The 24,013-nt window shown below is 45.2% G+C and carries 16 protein-coding genes; 8 read left to right on the top strand and 8 right to left on the bottom strand.

What is annotated here, in order from left to right:
- The first annotated feature begins 178 nt into the window (after window positions 1-178).
- The gene (locus DXD65_RS05835; protein WP_005826253.1) at window positions 179-1,147 is read left to right on the top strand and encodes a DnaJ C-terminal domain-containing protein; all 969 of its coding nucleotides are present in this window, start codon (window positions 179-181) and stop codon (window positions 1,145-1,147) included.
- A gap of 17 nt (window positions 1,148-1,164) precedes the next feature.
- Complete coding sequence (locus DXD65_RS05840; RefSeq protein WP_009036538.1) at window positions 1,165-1,458, top strand: chaperone modulator CbpM; 294 nt, start codon at window positions 1,165-1,167, stop codon at window positions 1,456-1,458.
- A 136-nt stretch (window positions 1,459-1,594) separates the two neighbouring features.
- Here the strand turns inward: DXD65_RS05840 and DXD65_RS05845 are convergent, their stop codons facing one another.
- From DXD65_RS05845 to DXD65_RS05860, 4 genes are read right to left on the bottom strand one after another with little or no spacing between them, the layout of a single operon-like run.
- Window positions 1,595-3,301, bottom strand: coding sequence for an acyl-CoA dehydrogenase family protein (locus DXD65_RS05845; protein WP_035449607.1), 1,707 nt, complete (start codon window positions 3,299-3,301; stop codon window positions 1,595-1,597).
- A 10-nt stretch (window positions 3,302-3,311) separates the two neighbouring features.
- Complete coding sequence (locus tag DXD65_RS05850) at window positions 3,312-4,133, bottom strand: energy transducer TonB (RefSeq protein WP_057098175.1); 822 nt, start codon at window positions 4,131-4,133, stop codon at window positions 3,312-3,314.
- A gap of 14 nt (window positions 4,134-4,147) precedes the next feature.
- Window positions 4,148-5,167, bottom strand: a complete 1,020-nt coding sequence (locus DXD65_RS05855) for an electron transfer flavoprotein subunit alpha/FixB family protein (RefSeq protein WP_117887413.1) — start codon at window positions 5,165-5,167, stop codon at window positions 4,148-4,150.
- 4 nt (window positions 5,168-5,171) lie between these two features.
- Window positions 5,172-6,065, bottom strand: a complete 894-nt coding sequence (locus DXD65_RS05860; protein WP_005826262.1) for an electron transfer flavoprotein subunit beta/FixA family protein — start codon at window positions 6,063-6,065, stop codon at window positions 5,172-5,174.
- A gap of 336 nt (window positions 6,066-6,401) precedes the next feature.
- Between DXD65_RS05860 and DXD65_RS05865 the strand changes: the two genes are divergently transcribed.
- The gene (locus DXD65_RS05865; protein ID WP_005826266.1) at window positions 6,402-8,162 is read left to right on the top strand and encodes a 1-deoxy-D-xylulose-5-phosphate synthase; all 1,761 of its coding nucleotides are present in this window, start codon (window positions 6,402-6,404) and stop codon (window positions 8,160-8,162) included.
- A gap of 44 nt (window positions 8,163-8,206) precedes the next feature.
- Here the strand turns inward: DXD65_RS05865 and DXD65_RS05870 are convergent, their stop codons facing one another.
- Entirely contained in the window at window positions 8,207-9,406 is a 1,200-nt protein-coding gene (locus DXD65_RS05870) for an aminopeptidase C (protein ID WP_117887473.1), read from the bottom strand.
- Window positions 9,407-9,501: 95 nt separating this feature from the next.
- Between DXD65_RS05870 and DXD65_RS05875 the strand changes: the two genes are divergently transcribed.
- Window positions 9,502-10,347, top strand: a complete 846-nt coding sequence (locus tag DXD65_RS05875) for a patatin family protein (RefSeq protein WP_009036543.1) — start codon at window positions 9,502-9,504, stop codon at window positions 10,345-10,347.
- A 182-nt stretch (window positions 10,348-10,529) separates the two neighbouring features.
- Here the strand turns inward: DXD65_RS05875 and DXD65_RS05880 are convergent, their stop codons facing one another.
- The 3 genes from DXD65_RS05880 to DXD65_RS05890 all read right to left on the bottom strand — a co-directional run bounded on the left by DXD65_RS05880 (window position 10,530) and on the right by DXD65_RS05890 (window position 16,711).
- Complete coding sequence (locus tag DXD65_RS05880) at window positions 10,530-12,293, bottom strand: RagB/SusD family nutrient uptake outer membrane protein (protein ID WP_022401574.1); 1,764 nt, start codon at window positions 12,291-12,293, stop codon at window positions 10,530-10,532.
- An 18-nt stretch (window positions 12,294-12,311) separates the two neighbouring features.
- On the bottom strand, window positions 12,312-15,272 hold the full coding sequence (locus DXD65_RS05885) for a SusC/RagA family TonB-linked outer membrane protein (protein WP_009036545.1): 2,961 nt from the start codon (window positions 15,270-15,272) through the stop codon (window positions 12,312-12,314).
- A 71-nt stretch (window positions 15,273-15,343) separates the two neighbouring features.
- Entirely contained in the window at window positions 15,344-16,711 is a 1,368-nt protein-coding gene (locus DXD65_RS05890; protein WP_022401572.1) for a neutral/alkaline non-lysosomal ceramidase N-terminal domain-containing protein, read from the bottom strand.
- 237 nt (window positions 16,712-16,948) lie between these two features.
- Here DXD65_RS05890 and DXD65_RS05895 point away from each other — a divergent pair, with 237 nt between their 5' ends.
- From DXD65_RS05895 to DXD65_RS05915, 4 genes are all read left to right on the top strand, one after another.
- Complete coding sequence (locus tag DXD65_RS05895) at window positions 16,949-18,862, top strand: GH32 C-terminal domain-containing protein (RefSeq protein ID WP_229075267.1); 1,914 nt, start codon at window positions 16,949-16,951, stop codon at window positions 18,860-18,862.
- Window positions 18,863-18,878: 16 nt separating this feature from the next.
- On the top strand, window positions 18,879-20,039 hold the full coding sequence (locus tag DXD65_RS05900) for an MFS transporter (RefSeq protein WP_022401570.1): 1,161 nt from the start codon (window positions 18,879-18,881) through the stop codon (window positions 20,037-20,039).
- Window positions 20,040-20,273: 234 nt separating this feature from the next.
- A complete protein-coding gene (locus tag DXD65_RS05910) occupies window positions 20,274-21,161 on the top strand; it encodes a carbohydrate kinase family protein (RefSeq protein ID WP_005835617.1) in 888 nt (295 codons plus the stop codon).
- Between the two features lie 71 nt (window positions 21,162-21,232).
- The gene (locus DXD65_RS05915) at window positions 21,233-23,992 is read left to right on the top strand and encodes a substrate-binding domain-containing protein (protein ID WP_117887414.1); all 2,760 of its coding nucleotides are present in this window, start codon (window positions 21,233-21,235) and stop codon (window positions 23,990-23,992) included.
- Window positions 23,993-24,013 lie beyond the last annotated feature (21 nt).

Raw genomic sequence — 24,013 nt, forward strand, 5'->3', positions numbered from 1 at the left:
CTATTTTGGTATTTTATAGACGTGAAATAAGTGTTTGGTTGAAACTAAATGTTTGTTTATCACGTAATTATTATGCTTGATGATGCTTTTTAATTTTCGTTTACCTATTTTAATAATGCGTAAAACAAATTGGCGTGTTATTTGTTTTATGGTATTTAGACAATAAAACTAATAGACTATGGCTTATATTGATTACTATCAGGTCCTTGGAGTGGACAAAAAGGCATCTCAGGATGACATCAAGAGAGCGTTCCGCAAGCTGGCGCGCAAGTACCATCCTGACTTGAATCCGAACGATGCTACGGCCAAGGATAAGTTTCAGGCTATCAACGAGGCGAATGAGGTGCTGAGTGATCCTGAAAAAAGAAAGAAATATGATGAATATGGTGAACACTGGAAACATGCCGACGAGTTTGAAGCGCAGAAGCGGGCACAGCAGCAAGCCGGGGGCTTCGGAGGATTTGGCGGTGCCGGTTTTGGAGGTTCCGGTGCGGGATTTGGTACGGACGGAGGCGGTACGTATTGGTATTCTTCCGACGGCCAGGAATTTTCGGGCAGTAATGCCGGTGGTTTCTCAGACTTCTTCGAACAGATGTTCGGTCATCGTACGCGCGGAGGAGGCGGTGCCAATGCCGGTTTCCGCGGGCAGGATTATCATGCGGATTTGAACCTCTCGCTTCGTGAGGCTGCGAAGACCCATAAACAGATATTGACGGTGAATGGCAAGCAAGTGCGTATTACCATTCCGGCCGGTGTGGCCAACGGACAGGTCATCAAACTGAAAGGCTATGGTGGCGAGGGCATCAACGGAGGTCCTGCAGGTGACTTATACATCACGTTTGTGATTCCGGACGACTCGGTATTCAAGCGTTTGGGAGATGATTTGTATGTGGATGTGACCGTCGACCTTTATACAGCCCTGCTGGGTGGCGACCAGTTGGTGGATACTTTGGATGGTCAGGTGAAGCTGAAGGTGAAACCCGAAACTCAGAACGGGACTAAGGTACGTCTGAAGGGTAAGGGCTTCCCCGTATATAAGAAGGAGGGACAGTTTGGCGATCTCATCGTGACTTATTCCGTGAAGTTGCCGACAAACCTGACGGAACAGCAGAAAGAGATGTTCCGTAAAATTCAGAGTATGAACTAATGAAAGGAGAACGGATTATGCAGAACGAATGGATTGTCATCAGCGAATATTGTGACAAGTGTCATATAGAGCCCACTTTTATTGATATGCTGTGCGAAAGTGGACTGATAGATGTGGAGCAGGAAGGTGGAGAGCGTTATCTGCCTTTCTCCGAGTTGCCGGATGTGGAACGGTACAGCCGTATGTACTACGACCTTTCCATCAATATGGAAGGGATTGATGCCATCCACCATCTGCTGGCAAGGATGGAAGAGATGCAGCGGGAGATACACTCGCTGCGCGGCAGGCTGAGGCTGCACGGAGAGTATTAATTTTCCTTTCGTCTCTTTGAGAACTTTTGTCCTTTTAAGAAGGGGCAAGCAGGAGGAAGTATTTCAGAAAAAACAAGCGGGCACCGGAGTAGCTAAACTCCGGTGCCCGCTATATTTGCCTTGTCAAGCAATGCATTTATTTGCGGTAGCTTTCCAGCTCTTCTGCCTTGAACTTACGGATGAAGTTAAAGTGTTTTTCCACTTCAGCTTCTGCGTAGTTCACATACACCAGAGCCGACTTGCCGAACAGTTCGGGAGCCTTTGTCGCGTCCTGAATGATGAGGTGCGACATGATACATACCGCAGCCATCTCATAGAGGCGACGTGCCACGAAGTCCAGCAATTCCTGATTCTGTGCCTCTTTCACCGCATTGGTGCAGGCTTCGAACTTGTTGGTCATCTCTTTGATGCGGTCCATCAACGGTTGCATTTCTTCGCTGCACGGCACTTGCTCGTAGTCGCGCAAGGTGGCAGAGTATGAGCCGTTTGTTACATAGCGGATAGCAGCTACGGTCTGCAACTGAGTAGTACCTTCGTAGATAGAAGTGATACGTGCATCACGATAGATACGTTGGCAAGCATACTCCAGCATGAAGCCCGAACCGCCGTGAATCTGGATGCTGTCGTAAGCATTCTGATTGGCATATTCAGAGTTCATACCTTTTGCCAGCGGAGTGAAGGCGTCGGCAAGTTTGGCATACTTCTTTTGTTCCTGGCGTTCTTCCGGAGTCAGTTTGCGTTCGCGAGCAATGTCGTCCAGCGCTTTGTAGATGTCAACGTAGCGGGAAGTCTGGTACAGCAAGGAGCGTCCTGCATCCAACTTGGCTTTCATAATAGCCAGCATGTCATATACAGCCGGGAATTCGATGATAGCCCTGCCGAACTGCTTGCGGTCTTTGGCATAAGCCAGACCTTCGTTGTAGGCAGCTTGTGAAAGGCCTACCGACTGTGCGGCAATACCCAGACGGGCACCGTTCATCAAAGCCATAACGTATTTAATCAAACCAAGCTTGCGGTCGCCGCAAAGTTCTGCCTTTGCATTCTTGTAAACCAGCTCGCAGGTGGGAGAGCCGTGGATACCCAGCTTGTTCTCGATGCGGCGCACGTCTACACCGCCTTCATTCTTATCGTAGATGAACATGGACAAGCCACGTCCGTCTTTGGTACCCTCTTCTGAACGTGCCAGTACGAGGTGGAGATTGGCGTCACCGTTAGTAATAAAACGCTTCACGCCGTTCAGGCGCCAGCAGTTGTTGGCCTCGTCATAGGTCGCTTTCAGCATTACGCTCTGCAAGTCGGAACCGGCATCCGGTTCTGTCAGGTCCATAGACATGGTCTCTCCGGCGCAGACACGCGGTATAAAACGGCTGTGCTGGTCTTCGTTACCGAATTCGTAGAGCGTTTCGATACAGTCTTGCAGTGACCAGATGTTACCGAAACCGGCATCGGCGGCGGCAACGATTTCCGCACACATGGTGTACGGAGTAATCGGGAAGTTCAAGCCACCGAAACGGCGCGGCATGGTCATACCGTTCAATCCGGCTTTTACCATGGCGTCGAGGTTCTGCTTGGTGCCGCTGGCATATTCCACACGGCCGTTGGCACAGTGGGGACCTTCTTCGTCCACGCCCTCGGCATTGGGAGCGATAATCTCTCCGGTAATCTCTCCGGTGATTTCAAGTACCTTGTCAAAAGAGTCCATAGCATCCGCATAGTCCTGCGGGGCATAGTCATACTTGTCTTTGTCTTGGTAACCGCGTTCTTTCAGTTCGCAGATACGTTCCATCATCGGGTTGTTCAGATGATACTTCAATTCGGGAACTTCGGTATAAAAATTTGCCATAATTTCTTGGTTATTTAGGTATTCTGAAGTATAGGGGTATGGTGAATTTCACTCGCTTGGCCTCTCCGTCCTGATAGCCGGGCGACCAGCGGTAGACGTCGGCAATGGCCTCGAAAGCGCGTATGGCTTCTTTGTCGATGTCATAGCGCACGGACTGGAGAATTTGGGGATGGGTCATCTTGCCTTCTTCGTCTACAACGAATCGCAGGATTACCCTTCCTTCTGCCTTTTGCTTCCAGGCGTCTTCCGGATATTTGGTAACATTGGCCACCAGTTTCATGAGGTTCTCTATTCCACCGGGGAAGGATGGAAACACGAAATACGGCTGATGTTCCATTTCAGTTCCGTGCTCGTCGAACATCTTTCCACCGGTACACTGATTCTCTGAATAGTGTTCCTCTCTACGGAGTTTCCCGTCGGGATAGTACTGCAGGAGTGTTCCGTCAAGTTTACCATCGCTGTAGCTCCGGGCCAGATGTATGGCACCGTCGGGATAATACACCATGGTCTGCCCCTCCAGGCGGTTGTCTCTATATACTTCTGTCAGGCTGTCCTTGCCATTTGCATAGAATGATGTATGCAGGCCTTCCCTTATCCTTTTGCGGGGATTGCTTTTGTATTCGGAGAAATGCCAGACATCCTTCTTTTGTCCTTCCAAAGCATACTCTTCCACCTTGATGCACTTCTTGTTTATCTTGGAAACAAGAGCATACCTGACTGCCTGGATGGAGTCGTCCGTCCATTGGTAATTCTTGTCCAACCAGAGCTTTTCTTGAGCGATAGCGGAAGATATACCTGAAAGAAGAACAAATATAAGAATCAGCCCTTTCATGATTACCTTTATTGTTATTTACTGTGTGATTTATAATATTTTATCATCTTCGGGATAACCTCTTCCACCGTACCGTTGATGACATAGTCGGCAATCGTATTGATGGGAGCGTTCTCGTCATTGTTGATGGAGATGATAATACCACTTTCCTGCATACCGGCAATGTGCTGGATTTGTCCGCTGATGCCGCAAGCAATATACAGTTTGGGGCGGACAGTGACACCGGTCTGGCCAATCTGGCGGTCATGGTCGGCATAACCGGCATCGACGGCAGCACGGCTGGCGCCTACCTCTGCATGGAGTTCTTTGGCAAGCTCGAACAACATGTCAAAACCTTCCTTGCTTCCCATGCCGTAGCCGCCGGCAATCACGATGGGAGCGCCTTTCAGGTTGTGTTTTGCCTTTTCTACGTGGCGGTCGATGACTTTTACCACATAATTCGTCTCGGGCACGTACTTGGCAACGTCGTGGTTGATGACTTCGCCCTTATAGTCAGCGTCCAGTATCTCTTTCTTCATCACGCCTTCGCGAACGGTTGCCATCTGCGGACGGTGCTCGGGATTCACAATCGTGGCAACGATGTTACCGCCGAATGCGGGACGGATTTGATACAGCAGGTTCTCGTAAACCTTGCCTTCCTTCTTGTCTTCGTGGTTGCCGATTTCCAGTGAGGTACAGTCGGCAGTCAGTCCGCTGGTCAAAGCGGAAGAAACGCGCGGGCCGAGGTCGCGACCGATAACGGTGGCGCCCATCAGGCAGATTTGCGGCTTTTCTTCTTTGAACAAATTGATGAGGACAGAGGAGTGGGGAAGGGAAGTATAGGGGAACAAGCCCGGAGCGTCGAATACGTGGAGTTTGTCTACTCCGAAGGGCAATACTTGTTTTTCAATGCCTGCCAGATTGTTGCCGGCAGCAACTGCCTCCAGTTGACAGCCCAACTGATTGGCTAATTTACGACCTTTGGTCAAGAGTTCGAGACTGACGTCGGCAACTGTTGTGCCTTCTATCTCTAAATATACAAATACATTATTCATAATCTTATCCTATCGTATGGTTAGCTAACAGTTCAACAATCAAATCTTCCACATCCTTGTCGCTGCCCGTCAGCGTTTTGCTTTCTTTGGCCTGGAATGAGATGTTCTGAATGGTCTTCACCTTGGTAGGCGAACCGCTCAGACCGCATTGTGCAAGGTCGCCGTTCACGTCGGCAACACTCCATTCCGTGATGTTCAGATAGGGATATTTCTCGTAGAGGCCGGCGTAGGCAAGCTCAGCGCCTTCCTTGGTGATGGCAGCTTTTTCCTGGGCACCGAGGGCGCGTTTGTACTTCTGCACCAGTTTGGCATTGCGCGGGCGGCAGGGAGCGGCACTTCCGTTTACGGTGATGACTATGGGCAGGGGAGCCTCAACGGTTTCCACACCACCGTCAATATGACGTTTCACGGTAATCTTCTTGGCGGCTTTATCCACGTTCAGAATCTCTTCTGCGTAGGTCACTTGCGTCAGCCCCAGCTTTTCGGCAACCTGCGGGCCTACTTGGGCGGTATCACCGTCGATGGCCTGGCGTCCGCCAATGATGACGTCATAGTCGCCTATCTTCTTGATGGCTGTGGCAAGGGCATACGAAGTGGCAAGCGTATCGGCACCTGCAAAGGCGCGGTCGGTCAGCAGATAGCCGTTGTCGGCACCACGGTAAAGTCCTTCACGAATAACTTCGGCTGCACGTCCCGGTCCCATGGTCAGGATGGTAACGGTGGAGCCCGGATGTTCATCTTTCAGTCGGAGAGCCTGTTCAAGAGCGTTCAGGTCCTCGGGGTTGAAGATGGCAGGGAGTGCCGCGCGGTTGATAGTTCCGTCGGCTTTCATGGCATCTTTCCCAACGTTGCGTGTGTCGGGAACTTGTTTTGCCAATACAACAATTTTCAAACTCATGCTATTAATTATTAGTATTAGTATTTCTTTGTATGTCAGTACCGGGAATAGGAGTAGTAGAATCCTGCTACTGAAATTGGCCGGTTAACTCATTATCAGCCTGCAAATTTACGGAAAGAGTTGGGTTTGACAAGAAAATGGGGTGAAAAATGCACAAGTTGAGGGATTTTGCGCAAATATCAGTTGGCTCTATATCTGTAAAAAAGGTAATAAAACCGGTAATTTATCTACCTTTCCGTTCCCGTTTCCTCTGTACTTTTGCAGCGTCTGGATGAGGTCTGCATAACGGGCAGCATCGGATAAACAAGCATTGCTACTTAAATGTTATTATAGAATATGTATATTGAAAAAGTAAATTCCCCTGCTGACGTGAAAAAGTTATCAGTCAGCGAAATGAACGGATTGGGTGGAGAAATCCGCCAGGTGTTGTTAAACAAGTTAAGCTCCCACGGAGGACACGTAGGTCCCAACCTGGGAATGGTAGAAGCCACCATAGCCCTGCATTACGTGTTCGATTCACCAACGGACAAGATAGTCTATGACGTGTCTCACCAAAGTTATACCCATAAGATATTGACAGGCCGCCGGGCAGCGTTTATGAATGCGGACGAGTATGACGAAGTCTCCGGATATTCCGAACCGTCGGAAAGCGAGCACGACTTCTTCGTCATTGGGCATACCTCTACCTCCGTCAGTCTGGCAAGCGGACTTGCCAAGGCGCGTGACCTGAAGGGGGAGGCGGGTAATGTGATTGCCGTCATCGGCGATGGCTCGTTGAGTGGAGGTGAAGCCTTCGAAGGATTGAATGTAGGTGCCGAACTGGGCACGAACTTCATCGTCATTGTCAACGATAACCAGATGTCCATTGCCGAGAATCATGGCGGGCTATACCGCAATCTGCAACAGTTACGCGAAACGGAGGGGCAGGCTCCCTGCAACTATTTTAAGGCAATGGGATATGATTATCTCTATGTGAAGGATGGCAATGACGTGGAGCAATTGATAGAGGCTTTCCGTGAAGTGAAGGACAAGAAGCATCCGGTTGTGGTACATATCAATACCTTGAAAGGTAAGGGATACAAATTGGCAGAAGAGCAAAAAGAACGTTTCCATTACAGTGTTCCGTTCGACCTTGAAACCGGCAATCTGACCGGTGAGTCTGGAGAGGGTGAAGACTATGCCGACCTTACCGCCGGTTATTTGTTGCAGGAGATGAAGAAAGACCCGACTGTGGTGGGCATCACCGCAGGTACACCTACGGTATTTGGCTTTACACCGGAGCGCCGCAAGGAGGCAGGGCGGCAGTTCATCGATATGGGCATTGCCGAAGAGCAGGCTGTTGCCATGGCTTCTGCCATTGCTGCCGGAGGTGGAAAACCGGTATTCGGGGTCTACAGCACCTTTATCCAGCGCGCCTACGACCAGTTGTCCCAGGATCTTTGCATCAACAATAATCCTGCACTGATTCTTGTCTTCTGGGGAAGCTTATCGAGTATGAATGATGTTACCCATCTTTGTCTTTTTGATATTCCGGTCATCGGTAATATTCCGAATATGGTTTATCTGGCACCTACTTGTCGTGAGGAGTATATGGCAATGCTGGAGTGGGGCATCCGTCAAACGGAACATCCGGTTGCCATTCGCGTGCCGGCCAATGGGGTTGTCCGCAGGAATGTAGAACCGGAGAAGGATTACGGCAAGACGCTGAACCGTTATGAGGTGTCCCATCGTGGAGAGAAGGTCGCCATATTGGGACTGGGCTCTTTCTATCAGTTGGGCGAAGCCGTGGCTGCCCGGTTGAAGGAAGAGAAAGGAGTGGATGCCACGCTTGTCAATCCTCGCTACATCACGGGTGTGGACGAGGCTTTGCTCGATGACCTGAAGCGCGACCATACACTGGTCATTACTCTTGAGGACGGAGTGCTGGACGGTGGCTTTGGCGAGAAGATTGCCCGTTATTACGGTCCGTCGGATATGAAGGTACTGAACTATGGTGTGAAGAAAGAGTTTATCGACCGTTACGATGTGGAGGAGCAGTTGAAGAAGAACCGGTTGACGGTTCCGCAGATTGTGGAAGATATCTGTAGGATTTGGTAAGAATTGAAAAAGGAGATGCATCAAACTGCATCTCCTTCTTTTATTTATTTAATACCCAGTTTCTTGGCAATATCCTTAGGCAGTGCATCCTTGTGCACAATGATGTTCATTGTTTTATAGCGCACGAAAGCTTTGGAAGCATACCACAGTCCTTTGTACTTTCCGGCTTCACCCCAAGAGTTCTTTACCATATAGTATTCGTTGCCTTCCTGGTCTTTGGCTATACCGTAAATCAGCATACCGTGGTCGTCAGTAGTTTCCCAGTTGTCGTATGCCAGCTGGCGCTCTTCTTGTGTGCACCACTTCTGCGGTTGAGGCTTGCTGTTCAGTTTCTTTTCTTCGGGTTTCATTTTCAGCCAGTGTGCCATGTCCGAACCGCTCAGTTCTTGCACCTTTTCTGCATCGGGCATTACGGCTATACCGTCGCGTGTGAAGCCTTGTTCGCTTACGTCACTACCCCATGCAATGGTGTAACCCTTATTGATAGCGTTGTCAAACACTTCCATCAACTCGTCAATAGGCAAGTTGTAGGAAGAAGCCCAACGCCAGTTGTCTTGTATTTCCAGGACGAACGGCTGGTAGAAGGGATGGTGGGTATAGGAAGTCAGTGAGATATAGTCATCTGCATTCAGTCCGGTAGATTCATAGAAAGACTTCGGAGTATATTCCTTGCCTTTGTAGGTGAACTTCTCGGGACGTTCGCCCAGATAAATATCGTGGATAGCGGTAATGGCTTTCTTCCAGAGCGGGTTCTTGTCTTGGTCTGTTTGCAGGCTGCGGTGTTTTCCCTTGGCAATGGCTGCCACTACGGCATCAGATACGGCTGTCAATTCGGTGTGGTTGCTCAGCGTGTCGCCATACATAACGCCCGGACGCATATCCTCTTCGGGCACCAGACCAAAAGTTTTCATACCATAAATTACATCGTAGAACGAACCGCCTTGTGAGAACGAAACGTCACCATGTGTACGCACTGCCTTGTCGGCACGGTCCAGATAGGTGTTGTGTACGATAAACATTTCAGAAAAGTCGTATTCGCCTTTGCCCATGCGGAGCAGTTCGGATTCGATGAATGCCAGTCCGGAATAGCACCAGCATGTACCGGCACGGTTCTGGTTCTTAACAGAAGTGATAGGATTTTCTTTTACGGTCGTAAAGATGAAACCTTCCTCTTTCGGAGTGTCTTGTGCTATTGTGTTTAAACTTAATAAACCCAATGCAGCCATCAGTATTGATTTCTTCATCATAATTAAAATGTTATAGATTTATTGTTGCAACTGCAAATATAGGTAGAATATCGTAAACAAAAGCTATCTTTGAAGCGTTAATTCCGACACTTATGGAGAAAATAATACGTATCGACGACCATAGCGGTCTTGTTTTGGAGGGCGGCGGTATGCGCGGCGTCTTCACTTGCGGTGTGCTCGACAGCTTTATGGATCGTGGCATTCGCTTTCCCTATACCATCGGCGTCAGTGCCGGAGCCTGCAACGGACTTTCCTATATGTCCGGTCAGCGCGGGCGTGCCAAGTACAGCAATATCGACTTGCTGGAAAAATACAATTACATCGGATTGAAGTATCTGTTGAAGAAGCGGAATATCATGGATTTCGACTTGTTGTTCCAGGAGTTTCCGGAACACATACTTCCCTACGACTACGAGGCATACTTTCATTGTCCCGAACGTTATGTGATGGTAACTACCAACTGCGAGACGGGCGAAGCGAACTATTTTGAGGAGAAGCGGAGTAAAGAGCGCGTCATTGATATTGTGCGTGCTTCGAGCAGTCTGCCGTTTGTCTGTCCCATTACCTACGTGGACAACATCCCTATGCTGGATGGAGGTATTGTGGACAGTATCCCTTTGATGCGTGCCCGTCAGGATGGATTTACCAATAATGTAGTGGTGTTGACGCGCAATCATGGGTACCGTAAGGAAATTCAGGGAACGAAGGTTCCACCTTTTATATATAAGAAATATCCGCTATTGCGTGAAGCCATCAACCGCCGCAGTATTGTCTATAATCAACAGTTGGAGCAGGTGGAACGGATGGAAGCCGCCGGGGAAATCGTTGTGATCCGTCCACAGAAGCCGGTAGTGGTAGACCGCATCGAGCGTGACATCAAGAAGCTGACGGAGCTTTATGAAGAAGGATATCGGTGTGCGGAACAGTTTGTTTTTTGAGAAGTATAGATTTATTTTCCTGAGGTTATTATTGTTTACTAATAGATAAATGGTGAGGCATTAATGACTTTTTTGAGTAAATTGGCATTATATATAAATCCTTAAAATATCTGTATTAAAGAGTCGTGTAGGATTGATTCTAGCACGACTCTTATATTTACTGTTGCATGAGAGGAGTATTATTAATATCCGGGGTTCTGCGTAAGATTTTTATTTAAGTTGAGTACATCGATAGGAATTGGAAATACTGTTGTGTATCCGTTGGCATCGTATACCCAGTCTCCTGCAGAATTGGCATGCGGTACGCCTGGATACTTATCATCTGTAGCCTCAGTGTAGGTACCAAAACGGATTTGATCTTCTCTCCGAACAGGCTCCCACATTAATTCAAGAGCACGTTCATCAAGTAAGTCTTGTAATGTAAGGGTTTCTCTTGGTTGGGCATTCACCCGATTACGAACTTCATTTACCAGTGTAAGTGCTTCTGAAATATTCCCTAGACGATATTGTGCTTCTGCTGCGAGTAGTAGCGCATCCGCATATCGGTATACCACAAAATCTGCATTAGTATAATGAGCCCACATTGTGTTTTTGTCGGTTTTATCAAGCTCCAGTTTTTTTACTCTAGCTCCAGCCCATTTCACTATATATAATCCTTTAGGGTCAGAGTATGAAGTTACGTCATAATCAATACGGGCTTGGAATGGTAAATAGGTTCCATAAGGATTATAAGATTCGGAAACTTGTGAGGCAATTCTTTTTCCGTCAACATACACATCTCCATAGAAAAAGCTCATGTCCCAACGTGGATCTGTTGCTGAATAGTCAGCAGTTTCTGTCGCTTCGTCATAGGTCGCACCAAATATTTTAACAGCTTCTATTGTTGCTATTGGACCGTTCCCACCATTAAATCCCATAGCAGCAGAATGTGCATAATGCAATGAGTACCAATGTAAATTTTGACTAAGGCGGTAAGTGTCTGTATCATTAGGACGAATAAAAATATTTTCAATAGAACCTTCGTTGCCTACAAGGAAATTAGATTTAAAGTTATCAGCTAGTGCATATCCTAATTCTTTAATACGTTGTTTGCAGTATATAACAGTTTCCCAGGCGTTACGTGTAGTTCCTTCAAGAGTGATTGTTATATTCTTTCCGGCATTTGTAATATAGGATTCTACTGCGTTAATTCCTCCAGTGAAGGAGCCATCGTTCCAATCTTCTTTTGAAAAGATTGGTGCATTGATAGCTAGTTTTGCCATCATCATATAACCGACAGCCTTTGTGATACGCCCATAGTATTGGCTGTTTGAATCTGCGGACTTTGCTTCAGGTAGGTGTGGTATGATATCGGTTAATTCATCACGTAAAAAATCATAAACTTGAGTACGATTTGGTTGCTTTACGTCTGCCACTTTGGTATCTGAGGAAACTATAATAGGTACCCTGCCAAAAAGATTTATTGCATGATAATAATAAAATGCTCTACAAGCTCTAATTTCATATTGATAGTCTTTGAGATAATCTTCTCCTCCCTTATCTATCATATCTTGTAAGTCTTCATAAGCAGAATTACATAAACTAATCTGTTTGTAAATGTCATTCCAAGTTGCTAAAAATGCCGCATAAGATGGTGACCAACTGTGTAAGAAAGCATTCTGATGGAAACCGCCATCTACCCAGTCACCTTGACGACCGGGCAACATTGCTAAATCCGATGTGAATTCTGATAAAAAGGAGTAAGGGTATGTACGAAACTCAAAGCAGGTTCCTTGTAATCCCATTCCTGAATATATAGCAGCAACAGAATTGATATATACTAATGTGGGATTACTTAATGCGTCCTCTTTTTGGAATTTGTCATAGGCAACTTCGTCAAGAAAATCAGAACAACTGCTTAGTAATAGTATTGCTATTGTCACTAAACCTAATATTTTTTTCTTCATGGCTTTCTATTTTTATGTTTAGAAACTAAGAATTAACTGAATAGTATATGTTCTATTAATAGGATAGATATTACGAGAATCAACTCCACCTTGAAAACTTGCTGAGTTAATCATTGGAGTTAGTCCGGAATAACCAGTAATGGTAGCTACATTATTACATGAAAGTGCTATGCGAGCATTGGAAAAGACTTTGAATACTTTGGTGGGAATGTTGTATCCCAATGTTATATATTCAATGTTTACATAATCTCCTTTTTCAAGCCAATATGAAGTATGTACAATATCATAGATACCTAAGTCAGGGGCTGTCTTAAGTACATTATATGAAGGAAATAAGTTTAAGTTATTATAATTAAGATGGGTTGCGTTATAAATTTTATGTCCAAATGCGCCATTGAATTGGACAGACAGGTCGAATTGCTTATATCGTAACTGTGCATTAAGATTCATGTTGACTTTTGGTACAACTTGACCAAGTATCTCTCTATCTCCAGAATCTGAGTGGTCAATGGTTCCATCACCGTCTAGATCTTTAAATTTATATGTTTTCTTTCCATCTGAAGCTTGATTGAAGCCATCGTGTACTGGTAAACGGAAAATACCAACGGGATAACCTTCTGCCATATAAGTAACAGCTGTGTTTGCGGTAAGCCCTGAACCACCTGCACTTGATACTACTACCCAGTCTGTGGTAGTTAATGCTTCACCATTATATGCTCCTGAAAGTGATATTAATTTATTTTTTAAGAATGATACATTACCTGATAAATTGAGTCCCCATTTTTTATTTTTGATTACTTCTCCTGAAATGGAAAATTCAAATCCTTTATTAACCATTTCTCCCATATTGGCAAGTAAGGTGGGGTATGTAAATGGCGGAACAGATACATTATATGTATACAGTAAATCTTTAGTTGTTGAATGGAAGTAATCCATCGTTCCACGTAAACGACCATTGAACATTGTAAAGTCCAATCCAATATCAAAAGTATATTTTGTTTCCCATTTTAAATCGGGATTAGCATTGGAAGCTACAGCATAAGTTACTACTGACTGATTGTTGTAAGATGAAATTCCATTTGGAGATAAGACTTGTAAAGAGTTGAGTGGTGAAATAGCATCTTGATTACCTGTAACTCCATAACCGGCACGTAGTTTAAGTGTAGAAAATATTTTTTGCTTTTTCATGAATTCTTCATTACTGATAATCCATGCGGCAGATGCGGAAGGGAAAAATCCCCATTTATGGTTAGCTCCAAGTTTAGATGAACCATCTGTACGTGCATTCACTGTTATTACATATTTATTGTCAAACATGTAGTTGAGGCGTGCCATATAAGATAAAAGTGTGTTCTTTTGAGCCCCTGATGATGCATTTCCATAACTTAATAGGGCACCGGCTGCAAGATTATTATATTTAAAGTAGTTGGTATCAAACCCTTCTGTATATACAGAACTATTGAATGTATAGTAGGATTGACCTTCTACTAGAGCTAAAGCATTAATTGCATGTTTGTTAAATTCTTTTGAGTAATTTGCTTGTATATTACCCATCCAATCTTTGCCATGTCGATTGCTGACCTGAGCACGTCCACGATTACCTCTATAAGCATATACATCATTGGGGTAATATGCTTTATTATTTGCGTTTACATACATAAATGAGCCAAAAGCGCTTAATGATAATCCATCGATTATCTTATATGTTGCTCTTGCACTGGCATTAATGCGTGTGCTTTCATTTTTCAAATCGTATTCCATTATTTCTCCTGGATGTACAACCATTGATGAAACATTGTTGTCAATGTCCCATATACCAGTTTCTGGATTTCTTTCAGATGGATATGTTGGATTATAAACGGCAGCGCTTGACCAAACATTGGAACCTGGCTTGGATTCACGGTAAATAGCAGATAAATTAAATTCAAGACTCAATTTATTATTTAGACCATGTAAGTTTGAGTTGAAACGTCCGTAATACGTGGTATTACCAGTATTACGTACTGATCCGGTTCTGTCATTTATACCAAATGTGGCACGCATGCTTCCTTTTTTTGTTGCTTGTGTAAGAGAGACTGTATGATTATTTTGGGTATATACAGAATTTTGTACCCAATCCATCCAGTTGGTACTTGCACCTAAATCTTTTCCTACTCCAGAAAATAAAGTTTGATTGACATGCCTCCATTCGTCAGGTGATAACATTTGTAATTGTTTATATGCATGGCTGATACCGAATTGGCCATTATATGTGATATTGGAAACTCCTTCTTTTCCTTTAGCTGTAGTTACAACAATTACGCCTGCTGCACCGCGTGAACCATATTGGGCTGTTTCAGAAGCGTCTTTTAAAACTGTAACTTCTTCAATATCTTGGGCTGCAATTGTATTTAACATCTCTAGGGATCCGAAGACTCCATCTATGATTACTAATGGATCATTACCTCCTGATAAAGAAGATGTTCCACGAATGCGGACAGTCGGTTCAGCATTAACATTCCCACCGTCTTGAGAAATAACCATACCAGGAACTTTGCCTCTGATGGCATCAATAGGAGTAGCAATATAACCAAGATTCATATCTTTTGCCGTAACACGATCTACTGCTCCTGATACAGATCGTTTATTACCGACAGCATAACCGATAACTACTACTTCATCCAGAGCTTTACTGTCTTCCACGAGGGTTATATTAATTTTTTTTCTACCAGCGATAGCTACTTCTTGGGTTATGCAACCTACGTAAGAAAAAACAAGAGTAGCATCACTGTTTGTGTTGATTGTGTAATTTCCATTAAGGTCGGTGATAACTCCTTGGGTGGTTCCCTTAACTAATATGCTAACACCTATAATAGGCTCATCATCTGTTCCAATAACAGTTCCTGTCACACTGATTTGTTGAGCTAATATGGAATTGGAATAAAGTATGAATAAAAATGTTATCCATATGAATTTTTGGGTAAATATATGTGTTTTCATAATCACATTTTCTAGTTAATCAAAAGTTTGTTATGTGGGCTGTCCTTTTTATAAGGATAGCCCAGCTTTTTTTAATGAGTGGCTTCATTGATTAAATCAAGTAGTCCATTGACAATGGCGCTTTCTGCATATCCGGGTTTTAATCTGGAAGAAAGTACTTCAAATGTCTGAAAACCATAAGCTGCATCATTAGGTATATATCCAGAACGTGCTGTTCCATTTGTTATTGTTGCCATCATTGTGCGTGTATATGGAGATTCATTTTTCAATCTGACTGCTATATAATTAAATATTTCTGCATTAACAGATGTAATAGGTATATTGTCTAGCATAATTAGACCGAGACGGAGCTCAATCGGGTCTGCATCTTCATATTTGCCTTCGTAGCCAGCTCTTCCTTTATTTAATCGGTTACGTCCTGGACAAGTTATAATTTTGCTTCCCGTATTAATTGGAATAACTGTTTCATAACGTTTGATATTACGCATAACATGTTGAACTTCTTCTCCTAACATTTGCCCCATAGATATGATGATATCTTTCTGTTGTTGCATTAGTTTTGCTACTTGAGGGTTGTTCCGGTCAAGCCCTGTGCCTCCTGGAGGCATTGCATTTGAGATATCTTCGCCTCTTTTTGCATATTCCTTAATACGGATATCTCGTAACTCATACGTCTGATTGAAGTAAATCGGGTTTTGGTCACCACTGGCTCCGGTTGACCATACTGCTATTATTTCATTATCAAAAGTGTCTTCTATGTATTTGGAAGTTGTTCCTGGTACATCTCCACTAATCATATCCAACTGCCCTGCTGCAACAGCATGCATTGCGTAATTATAATATACTGCGATGGGTTTGTTATCCATTGTTTTGAAACAGATGACTGCAACTGTTTTATCTGATATCCCTTCATAGTTGGGGCCTTCCCACCAGCCGTGACGTTCTTGATCAAAAATATTGCGATTGATATTGATATATGAAACTCCACTACCATATCCTATTTGGGCAGGTTGTAGTTTGGATGTGGCTTCTTTAATGGAAGAGAATATTTTTTCATTCAAGACTTCTGGTTTTAAACGTGCTCCACTATGTGTATGTGACGCTGTAATCATTATATTATTTTGGGGTATTCCAATTTCCGTCTCAACCCGTTCTGTTATAGTCTTCCATTGAGCATCACTGATACCACCTATATCTACTGTAACCAATGCTGCTTTCGTATGATTATTATCAATTACAATAGCTCGGCTATGAATATGGTCAAGGATACCGAAAGAATTCGGTGGTAATTCATCTTGATTAGGAGTAATGTCCACTTTTGCAGCTCCAACCCTTAATGTTCCTTTGGGACCGTTTTGCGCATAAGTAGGACTTACAAGCATTATGGAAAAAAGCATTATAGCTAATCCATACATTTTTTTTGCTTTACATGTTTTCATGGTCTTAATAATTTGAGTTTAACTTAATATATTATTTATTTTATAACAATGGCAAATATAGCGCTAAGAAAATGAAATGCTTGTCAAATATGTTTCAAAAACTATGAATTTTGTTACCTCAGCATTGTTCTACAATACTGAGGTAACATTTGTTATAGTAGTTGCAACATTAATTATGTCCAGGCTTCTTTTTTTGTTGTTTCTTTGCAAAACCTTATTAATATAATACCATTAAACATGAAACATTTATTAACACAGTGGCAGATGGCAGTAAAATGGAGTATAGCATTATTCGCAAGTTTGTGCTGTTTACTCTTTTGGGGTTGTAAACAAGCTACTCATTTTCAGATGCAATTGGAGCATATGAATGAGTTGGAAAGTATTATTTATGTGGAAGGACAAGCAAAAATATTGCTTCTTCCAATTCAAGAGTCTGCAGATGAATCTCTTTTGCAAATAGAGAGTGGGGACGGGAATAAAATTATGCAGACTTTAGACGTACATATGGCAGTTGACAGTATAGATTATTTTGTTCCTCTTGATTTAGATAATTATCGGCAGGGTAGTGGAGAGACTATTATGATTCGTATGAAAGGACTCTATAATAATGCTGTTACGTGGGATGCTATAGAGCTGGTTGATACTTTTGATACTACTAACCGTGAAACTTTTCGTCCAATTTACCATCACACACCTTTGTATGGTTGGATGAATGATGCCAATGGATTGGTCTATAAGGATGGAGAATATCATCTTTATTTTCAATATAATCCTTATGGCTCTGTTTGGGGGAATATGCATTGGGGACACTCAGTCAGTAAAGATTTGATGCATTGGGAGCATAAAGCACCGGTGATTGCTCGTGATTCTCTGGGACATATATTTTCAGGTAGTTCTGTTGTAGATGTAGAGAATACAGCTGGTTATGGTGCAGGAGCTATTATTGCTTTTTATACTTCTGCAAGTGAAAAAAATGGGCAAATTCAGTGTATGGCTTACAGTAAAGATAATGGGTATACTTATACTAAATATGAAAAGAACCCTATTCTGACTCCTTTTGATGGGATAAAAGATTTTCGTGATCCCAAGGTCTTTTGGTATAATCCTGAAAAGAAATGGATTATGATTGTTTCTGCTGATAAAGAAATGCGCTTTTATGCTTCGTACAATTTAAAGGATTGGACATATCTTAGTGCGTGGGGAGAAGGATATGGTGTGCAACCTCGTCAATTTGAATGCCCAGACATGGTCCAATTACCAGTTAATGGTAATAAGGATTATATGAAATGGGTTATGATTGTCAATGTAAATCCTGGTTGCTATTTTGGGGGAAGTGCTACGCAATATTTTGTAGGCAATTTTGATGGGACGAAGTTTGTCTGTGATAGTCCTAAAGAGACAGTAAAATGGCTGGATTGGGGAAAGGACCATTATGCAACAGTTTGTTTCTCAAATACTTGTGATAGGGTTGTTGCAATACCTTGGATGAGTAATTGGCAGTATGCAAACATCGTTCCTACAAAACAGTTTCGTAGTGCTAATGCCTTGCCTCGTGAGTTAGGGTTGTATGAACAAGATGGTGAATTTTATGTATCAATAACTCCAGTAAAGGAAGTACGTGATATACGTAAAGAAGTGAGGGAGATATCTACATTTATGGTTGATACCGAGTATCATGTGGATACATTGTTGAATGAGAATAGTGGGGCCTATGAAATTGAAATGCAGTTTGTCAATGGTACAGCAAATATAATGGGGGTTAAACTATTTAATGAAAAAGGTGAAGAGGTTGATATTTACTTAGATTTATTAGAAAGTAGATTAGTAATGGATCGCACGAAGAGTGGTATTGTTGATTTTGGTCGTAATAGTCAATCTCATATACTTGAAACCCATGATAAACGTATGAAAACTTCGATTAATTATATCGATGATTTTGCTCTTGCTACTTGGGGGCCTATAGTAAAAACAATGAGCCATACTTTAAATATATTTGTTGATAAGTGTTCTGTTGAGATTTTCCTTGATGGTGGTAAGGTAGCTATGACTAATTTGGTTTTCCCTAATGAGCCATATAATCGTATGAGTTGTTATGCAAAAGGTGGAAGCTACAAAGTGAATAATTGCAGAATTTACAGATTAGGATTTTAAAAAATAGGATATAATTATGCAAAAAACGAATTCCTTGGCAAAGCTCTTTCCGGTCATGCTTTGCTTCTTCGCCATGGGCTTTGTGGATTTGGTGGGCATCGCCTCCAACTACGTGAAGGCCGACTTGAACCTGACCGACTCGCAAGCTAACATATTCCCGTCTCTGGTGTTCTTCTGGTTCCTCATCTTCTCCGTACCTACGGGTATGCTGATGAACCGCATCGGACGTAAGAAGACGGTGCTTCTCAGTCTTGTCATCACGTTTGCCTCTTTGCTTCTCCCGGTTTTCGGAGACGGTTACGTGCTGATGCTGCTCTCGTTCTCATTGCTGGGCATCGGTAATGCGCTGATGCAAACGTCGCTCAACCCGTTGCTTTCCAACATCGTAAGCGGCGAGCGGTTGGCAAGTTCGCTCACCTTCGGACAGTTTGTAAAAGCCATTGCTTCGTTTCTGGCTCCATACATCGCCATGTGGGGAGCTACGCAGGCCATTCCGTCTCTGGGCATGGGCTGGAGGGTGCTGTTCCCGGTCTATATGGTCATTGCGGTGATTGCCATTCTCTGGCTGAGCGGTACTTCCATCCGCGAGGAAAAGGAAGAGGGACGCCCTTCCACCTTCGGGGAGTGCCTCGCCCTGCTGGGCAAGCCGTTTATCTTTCTCTGCTTCCTGGGCATCATGTGTCATGTGGGCATTGATGTAGGTACGAATACCACAGCGCCCAAAATCCTGATGGAGCGTCTGGGCATGACGCTGGCCGATGCCGGCTTTGCCACCAGCCTTTACTTCATCTTCCGCACGGCGGGTTGCTTTCTCGGCGCCTTCATTCTTCAGAAGATGGCTCCCCGAACCTTCTTCGGCATCAGCGTGTTATGTATGTTGGCTGCGATGGTAGGGTTGTTCGTTTTCCATGAAAAGACAATGATATACATTTGCATTGCCCTTATCGGTTTCGGCAATTCGAACATCTTTCCGGTTATCTTCTCTCAGGCGTTGCTTGCTATGCCACAAAAGAAGAACGAGGTTTCCGGCTTGATGATCATGGGGCTCTTCGGCGGTACGGTATTTCCGATAGCAATGGGCTTGGCAAGTGATGCTGTAGGACAAAGCGGTGCCGTGGCTGTGATGACGGTAGGGGTAGTGTACTTGTTCTTCTATATGCTGCGTATGAAGCGGTAATCTTTGTTCGCAGGCTGCGGACACATATCCCAAGGCTGCGGATATCTGTCCCAAGGTTGCGGATGTCTATCCCAAGCCTTGGGATAGAGATAATCCTTAGTTCTTAGAGACTTTTTAATAGATAATTGGCAACTTTTCATTCTATAGTTAGGAACTTTTTTATTAGGTTTGCAGCGGGTAGGACATTGAGTTTGCCGTGAATAAAATATATCATTCATTAAACAATATAATATTATGAATAAGATAATAGTAGGTATGGGCGAGGCTCTGTGGGACTGCCTCCCCGAAGGAAAGAAGATAGGCGGTGCTCCGGCAAACTTTGCTTACCATGCATCGCAGTTTGGTTTCGACAGCCGTGTGGTCAGTGCCGTAGGTGCCGATGCGGATGGGGACGAGATTCTGGATGTGTTCGCCCGGAAGGGGCTGCGCACGCAGATTGAGCGCGTGCCTTACCCCACGGGAACGGTGCAGGTGACGCTCGATGCCGTGGGCGTGCCGTGCTATGAGATAAAAGAAGGCGTGGCCTGGGACAACATTCCCTTTACCGACGAACTGAAGCGTCTGGCACTGAACACGCGTGCCGTATGTTTCGGCTCTTTGGCGCAACGCAGTGAAACAAGCCGCATCACCATCAACCGCTTTCTCGACACGATGCCCGATGCGGAGGGACAACTGAAGATATTCGACATCAATCTCCGCCAAGGGTTCTATACCAAAGAGATACTCTGCGAATCCATGCGCCGCTGCAACATCCTCAAGATAAACGATGAGGAGCTGGTGACCATCAGCCGTATTTTCGGCTACCCGGGCATCGACTTGCAGGACAAATGCTGGATTCTGCTGGCCAAGTATAACCTGAAGATGCTTATCTTGACTTGTGGAACGAACGGCAGCTATGTGTTCACTCCGGGAGTGGTTTCCTTCCAGGAGACGCCCAAGGTACCGGTGGCGGACACCGTTGGAGCCGGTGACTCGTTCACGGCAGCCTTCACCGCTGCCATTCTCAGCGGGAAGCAGGTGCCCGATGCCCATAAACTGGCGGTGGAAGTCTCTGCCTATGTATGTACCCAGAGCGGTGCCATGCCGGAATTGCCGGACGCCTTGAAAGAAAGGCTGGCATAGATTTTTCTTATTCTTTTCACATTTTTCGCTATCTTTGCTCATCTGCAATCTTAAATCAGAGGAAAGTGAAGATGAGACAGCATAACCTTCGGATTTTATTCTTTTTGCTCGTGCTTTGGGGAGTGGCGGTTGCCTGCTCCCGGCGCGAGGCACGTTTCCGTATCGGCGTTTCCCAATGTAGCGAGGATGAATGGCGGCGCCAGATGAACAGTGAGATACTCCGTGAAGCCCATTTCTACGAGGATGTGGAGGTGGACATCCGTACTGCTGTCGACGATAATGACCGTCAGGCAAAAGACATTCGTGAGCTGATAGCCGAAGGGGTGGATCTGCTGATTGTGGCCCCTAATGAAGCCACTCCGATAACTCCGGTTGTGGAGGAGGCATACAACCGGGGCATTCCGGTGATTGTAGTGGACCGTAAAATCCTTTCGGACAAATACACGGCCTACGTTGGTGCAGACAACTACGAGATAGGGAAAGCTGTGGGAGAGTATGTGGCCAATGTGCTGCACGAGCAGGGAGATGTGGTGGAAATCTCGGGTTTGGTGGGCTCCACACCTGCCGTAGACCGCCATCAGGGATTTGTGAAGGCTATATCCGCTTATCCCGGTATCCGGTTGCTGGCCGTTGAAGACGGTGCCTGGTTGCAACTCAAGGCCGGAGAGAAAATGGATACCCTGCTGAGCCGCTTTCCGCATATCGACCTGGTGTATGCTCAGAATGACCGTATGGCGGCCGGAGCCTATGCTGCCGCTGCCCGAGAGGGGCGGGAAAAGGATATGCGGTTCATCGGCATAGACGCCCTGTCCGGCAAAGACTATGGAGTGGAGAAAGTGCTTGCCGGCGAACTGGATGCCACGTTTATATATCCTACCGGTGGCGACCGCGTGATGCAGATTGCCATGGATATCCTGAACAAGCGTGATTTCCCCCGTGAAACTATCCTGGGCACTTCCGTCGTCGACCGCGACAATGCTCTCATCATGAAGATGCAGACCGCCCACATCGGCACCCTGGATGGAAAGATAGAAACCCTGAACGGAAAGATAAACCAGTATTTGGCCAGTTATGCCACGCAGCAGGTTGTCTTGTACGGCAGTCTGTCTGCCCTATTGTTGCTGGTCGGTTTGTTGGTGGCTGTCTACCTCTCCTTGCGTGCCAAGAACCGGTTGAACCGTGAGCTGTCCATGCAGAAAAAGAAACTGGAAGAACAGAAAACTCAGTTGATACAGCAGAAGGAACTGTTGGAAGTGCAGAAGTCGCAGTTGGAACAGCTTTCCCATGAACTGGAGGAGGCTACGCACGCCAAGCTGGTGTTCTTCACGAATATTTCACACGATTTCCGTACTCCGCTGACGCTGATAGCCGATCCCATAGAGCAGCTTCTTGCCAACCGCACCCTCGACGGACAGCCGCGCCAGCTCCTCGAGCTGATGAAAAAGAATGTGCATATCCTGCTTCGCCTGGTCAACCAGATACTTGATTTCCGGAAGGTGGAGAACGGGCGCATGGAGCTCCATCTCGAACCTTTTGATTTGCTCGACAGCTTCCGGGGCTGGAACGACTCTTTCCGCATGGCGTTGCTGAAGAAACATATTGCTTTCAGCTTTGAGGCATCTTCCGATACGGACTTCCGGATGATGGCAGATGCGGAGAAGATGGAGCGCATTTACTTCAATCTCTTCTCCAATGCCGTGAAGTATACGCCGGAGAACGGGAAAATCACCGTACGGTTGTTAAAGTCGGAACAGAACTACAGTCTGTCCGTCTTCAATTCCGGCAGCTACATTTCTTCGACCGATGTGGAAGCCATCTTCGAGCGCTTCTATCAAGTGGACGGGCATCAAGCCGGTACCGGTATCGGACTGGCGCTGGTACGTGCCTTTGTAGAGATGCATGGCGGTAACATTACGGCACGCAGTGACGAGAAAGGCACTACTTTCATCGTTACTTTCCCGCAGCAGGATGTTTCGCAGTACCATCCCACCATAGTGACGTTGCCTGCCGAAGAGAAGGACGTGTCGTCCACCCTGATAGATACGGAAGTGAAGGCATGCGAAGAGGTGGTTGAGGCTGATTGTCCTACTGTGCTGGTAATTGACGATAATGCGGATATTCGCAACTATGTGAAGTCTCTTCTGTCGAACGAGTTCCGTGTATTGGATGCTGCGGACGGGACAGAGGGTATCCGGCTGGCCATGAAGTATGTGCCGGATGTGATTATCTCCGATGTAATGATGCCCGGTATGGATGGTGTGGAATGCTGCCGCCGCTTGAAGGGGGAGTTACAGACATGCCATATCCCGGTGATTCTGCTGACGGCCTGCTCGCTGGACGAACAGCGTATCCAGGGCTATGATGGCGGTGCCGATTCTTATATTTCCAAACCATTCAATTCGCAGTTGCTCTTGTCTCGTGTCCGCAATCTCATTGCAAACCGCCGTCAGTTGAGGCAGTTCTTCGGAGATAACCAGACTATTGAGAAGGAAACCATCAGTGATTTGGATAAGGGTTTCGTCTCCCGCTTCAAATCGCTTGTCGAGGAGAGAATGAAAGATGCGGAACTCAATGTGGAGGATTTGGGACGGAATATGGGTATGAGCCGTGTGCAGCTTTACCGTAAGCTGAAATCGCTGACCAACTATTCGCCGAATGAGCTGCTGCGCCAGATGAGGTTGAAAAAGGCTGCCTCACTGCTTGCCTCCTCTGACATGACGGTAGCGGAGATTGCCTATGAAGTGGGCTTTTCGTCACCTTCCTATTTCACGAAATGCTATAAGGAACAGTTTGGGGAGAGTCCTACCGAGTTTCTGAAAAGAAGGGGATAGCTGTTGTCTATCCCCCTTGTT

This window comes from Bacteroides sp. 4_1_36 (assembly GCF_003466325.1).
Classification (GTDB): Bacteria; Bacteroidota; Bacteroidia; order Bacteroidales; family Bacteroidaceae; genus Bacteroides; species Bacteroides uniformis.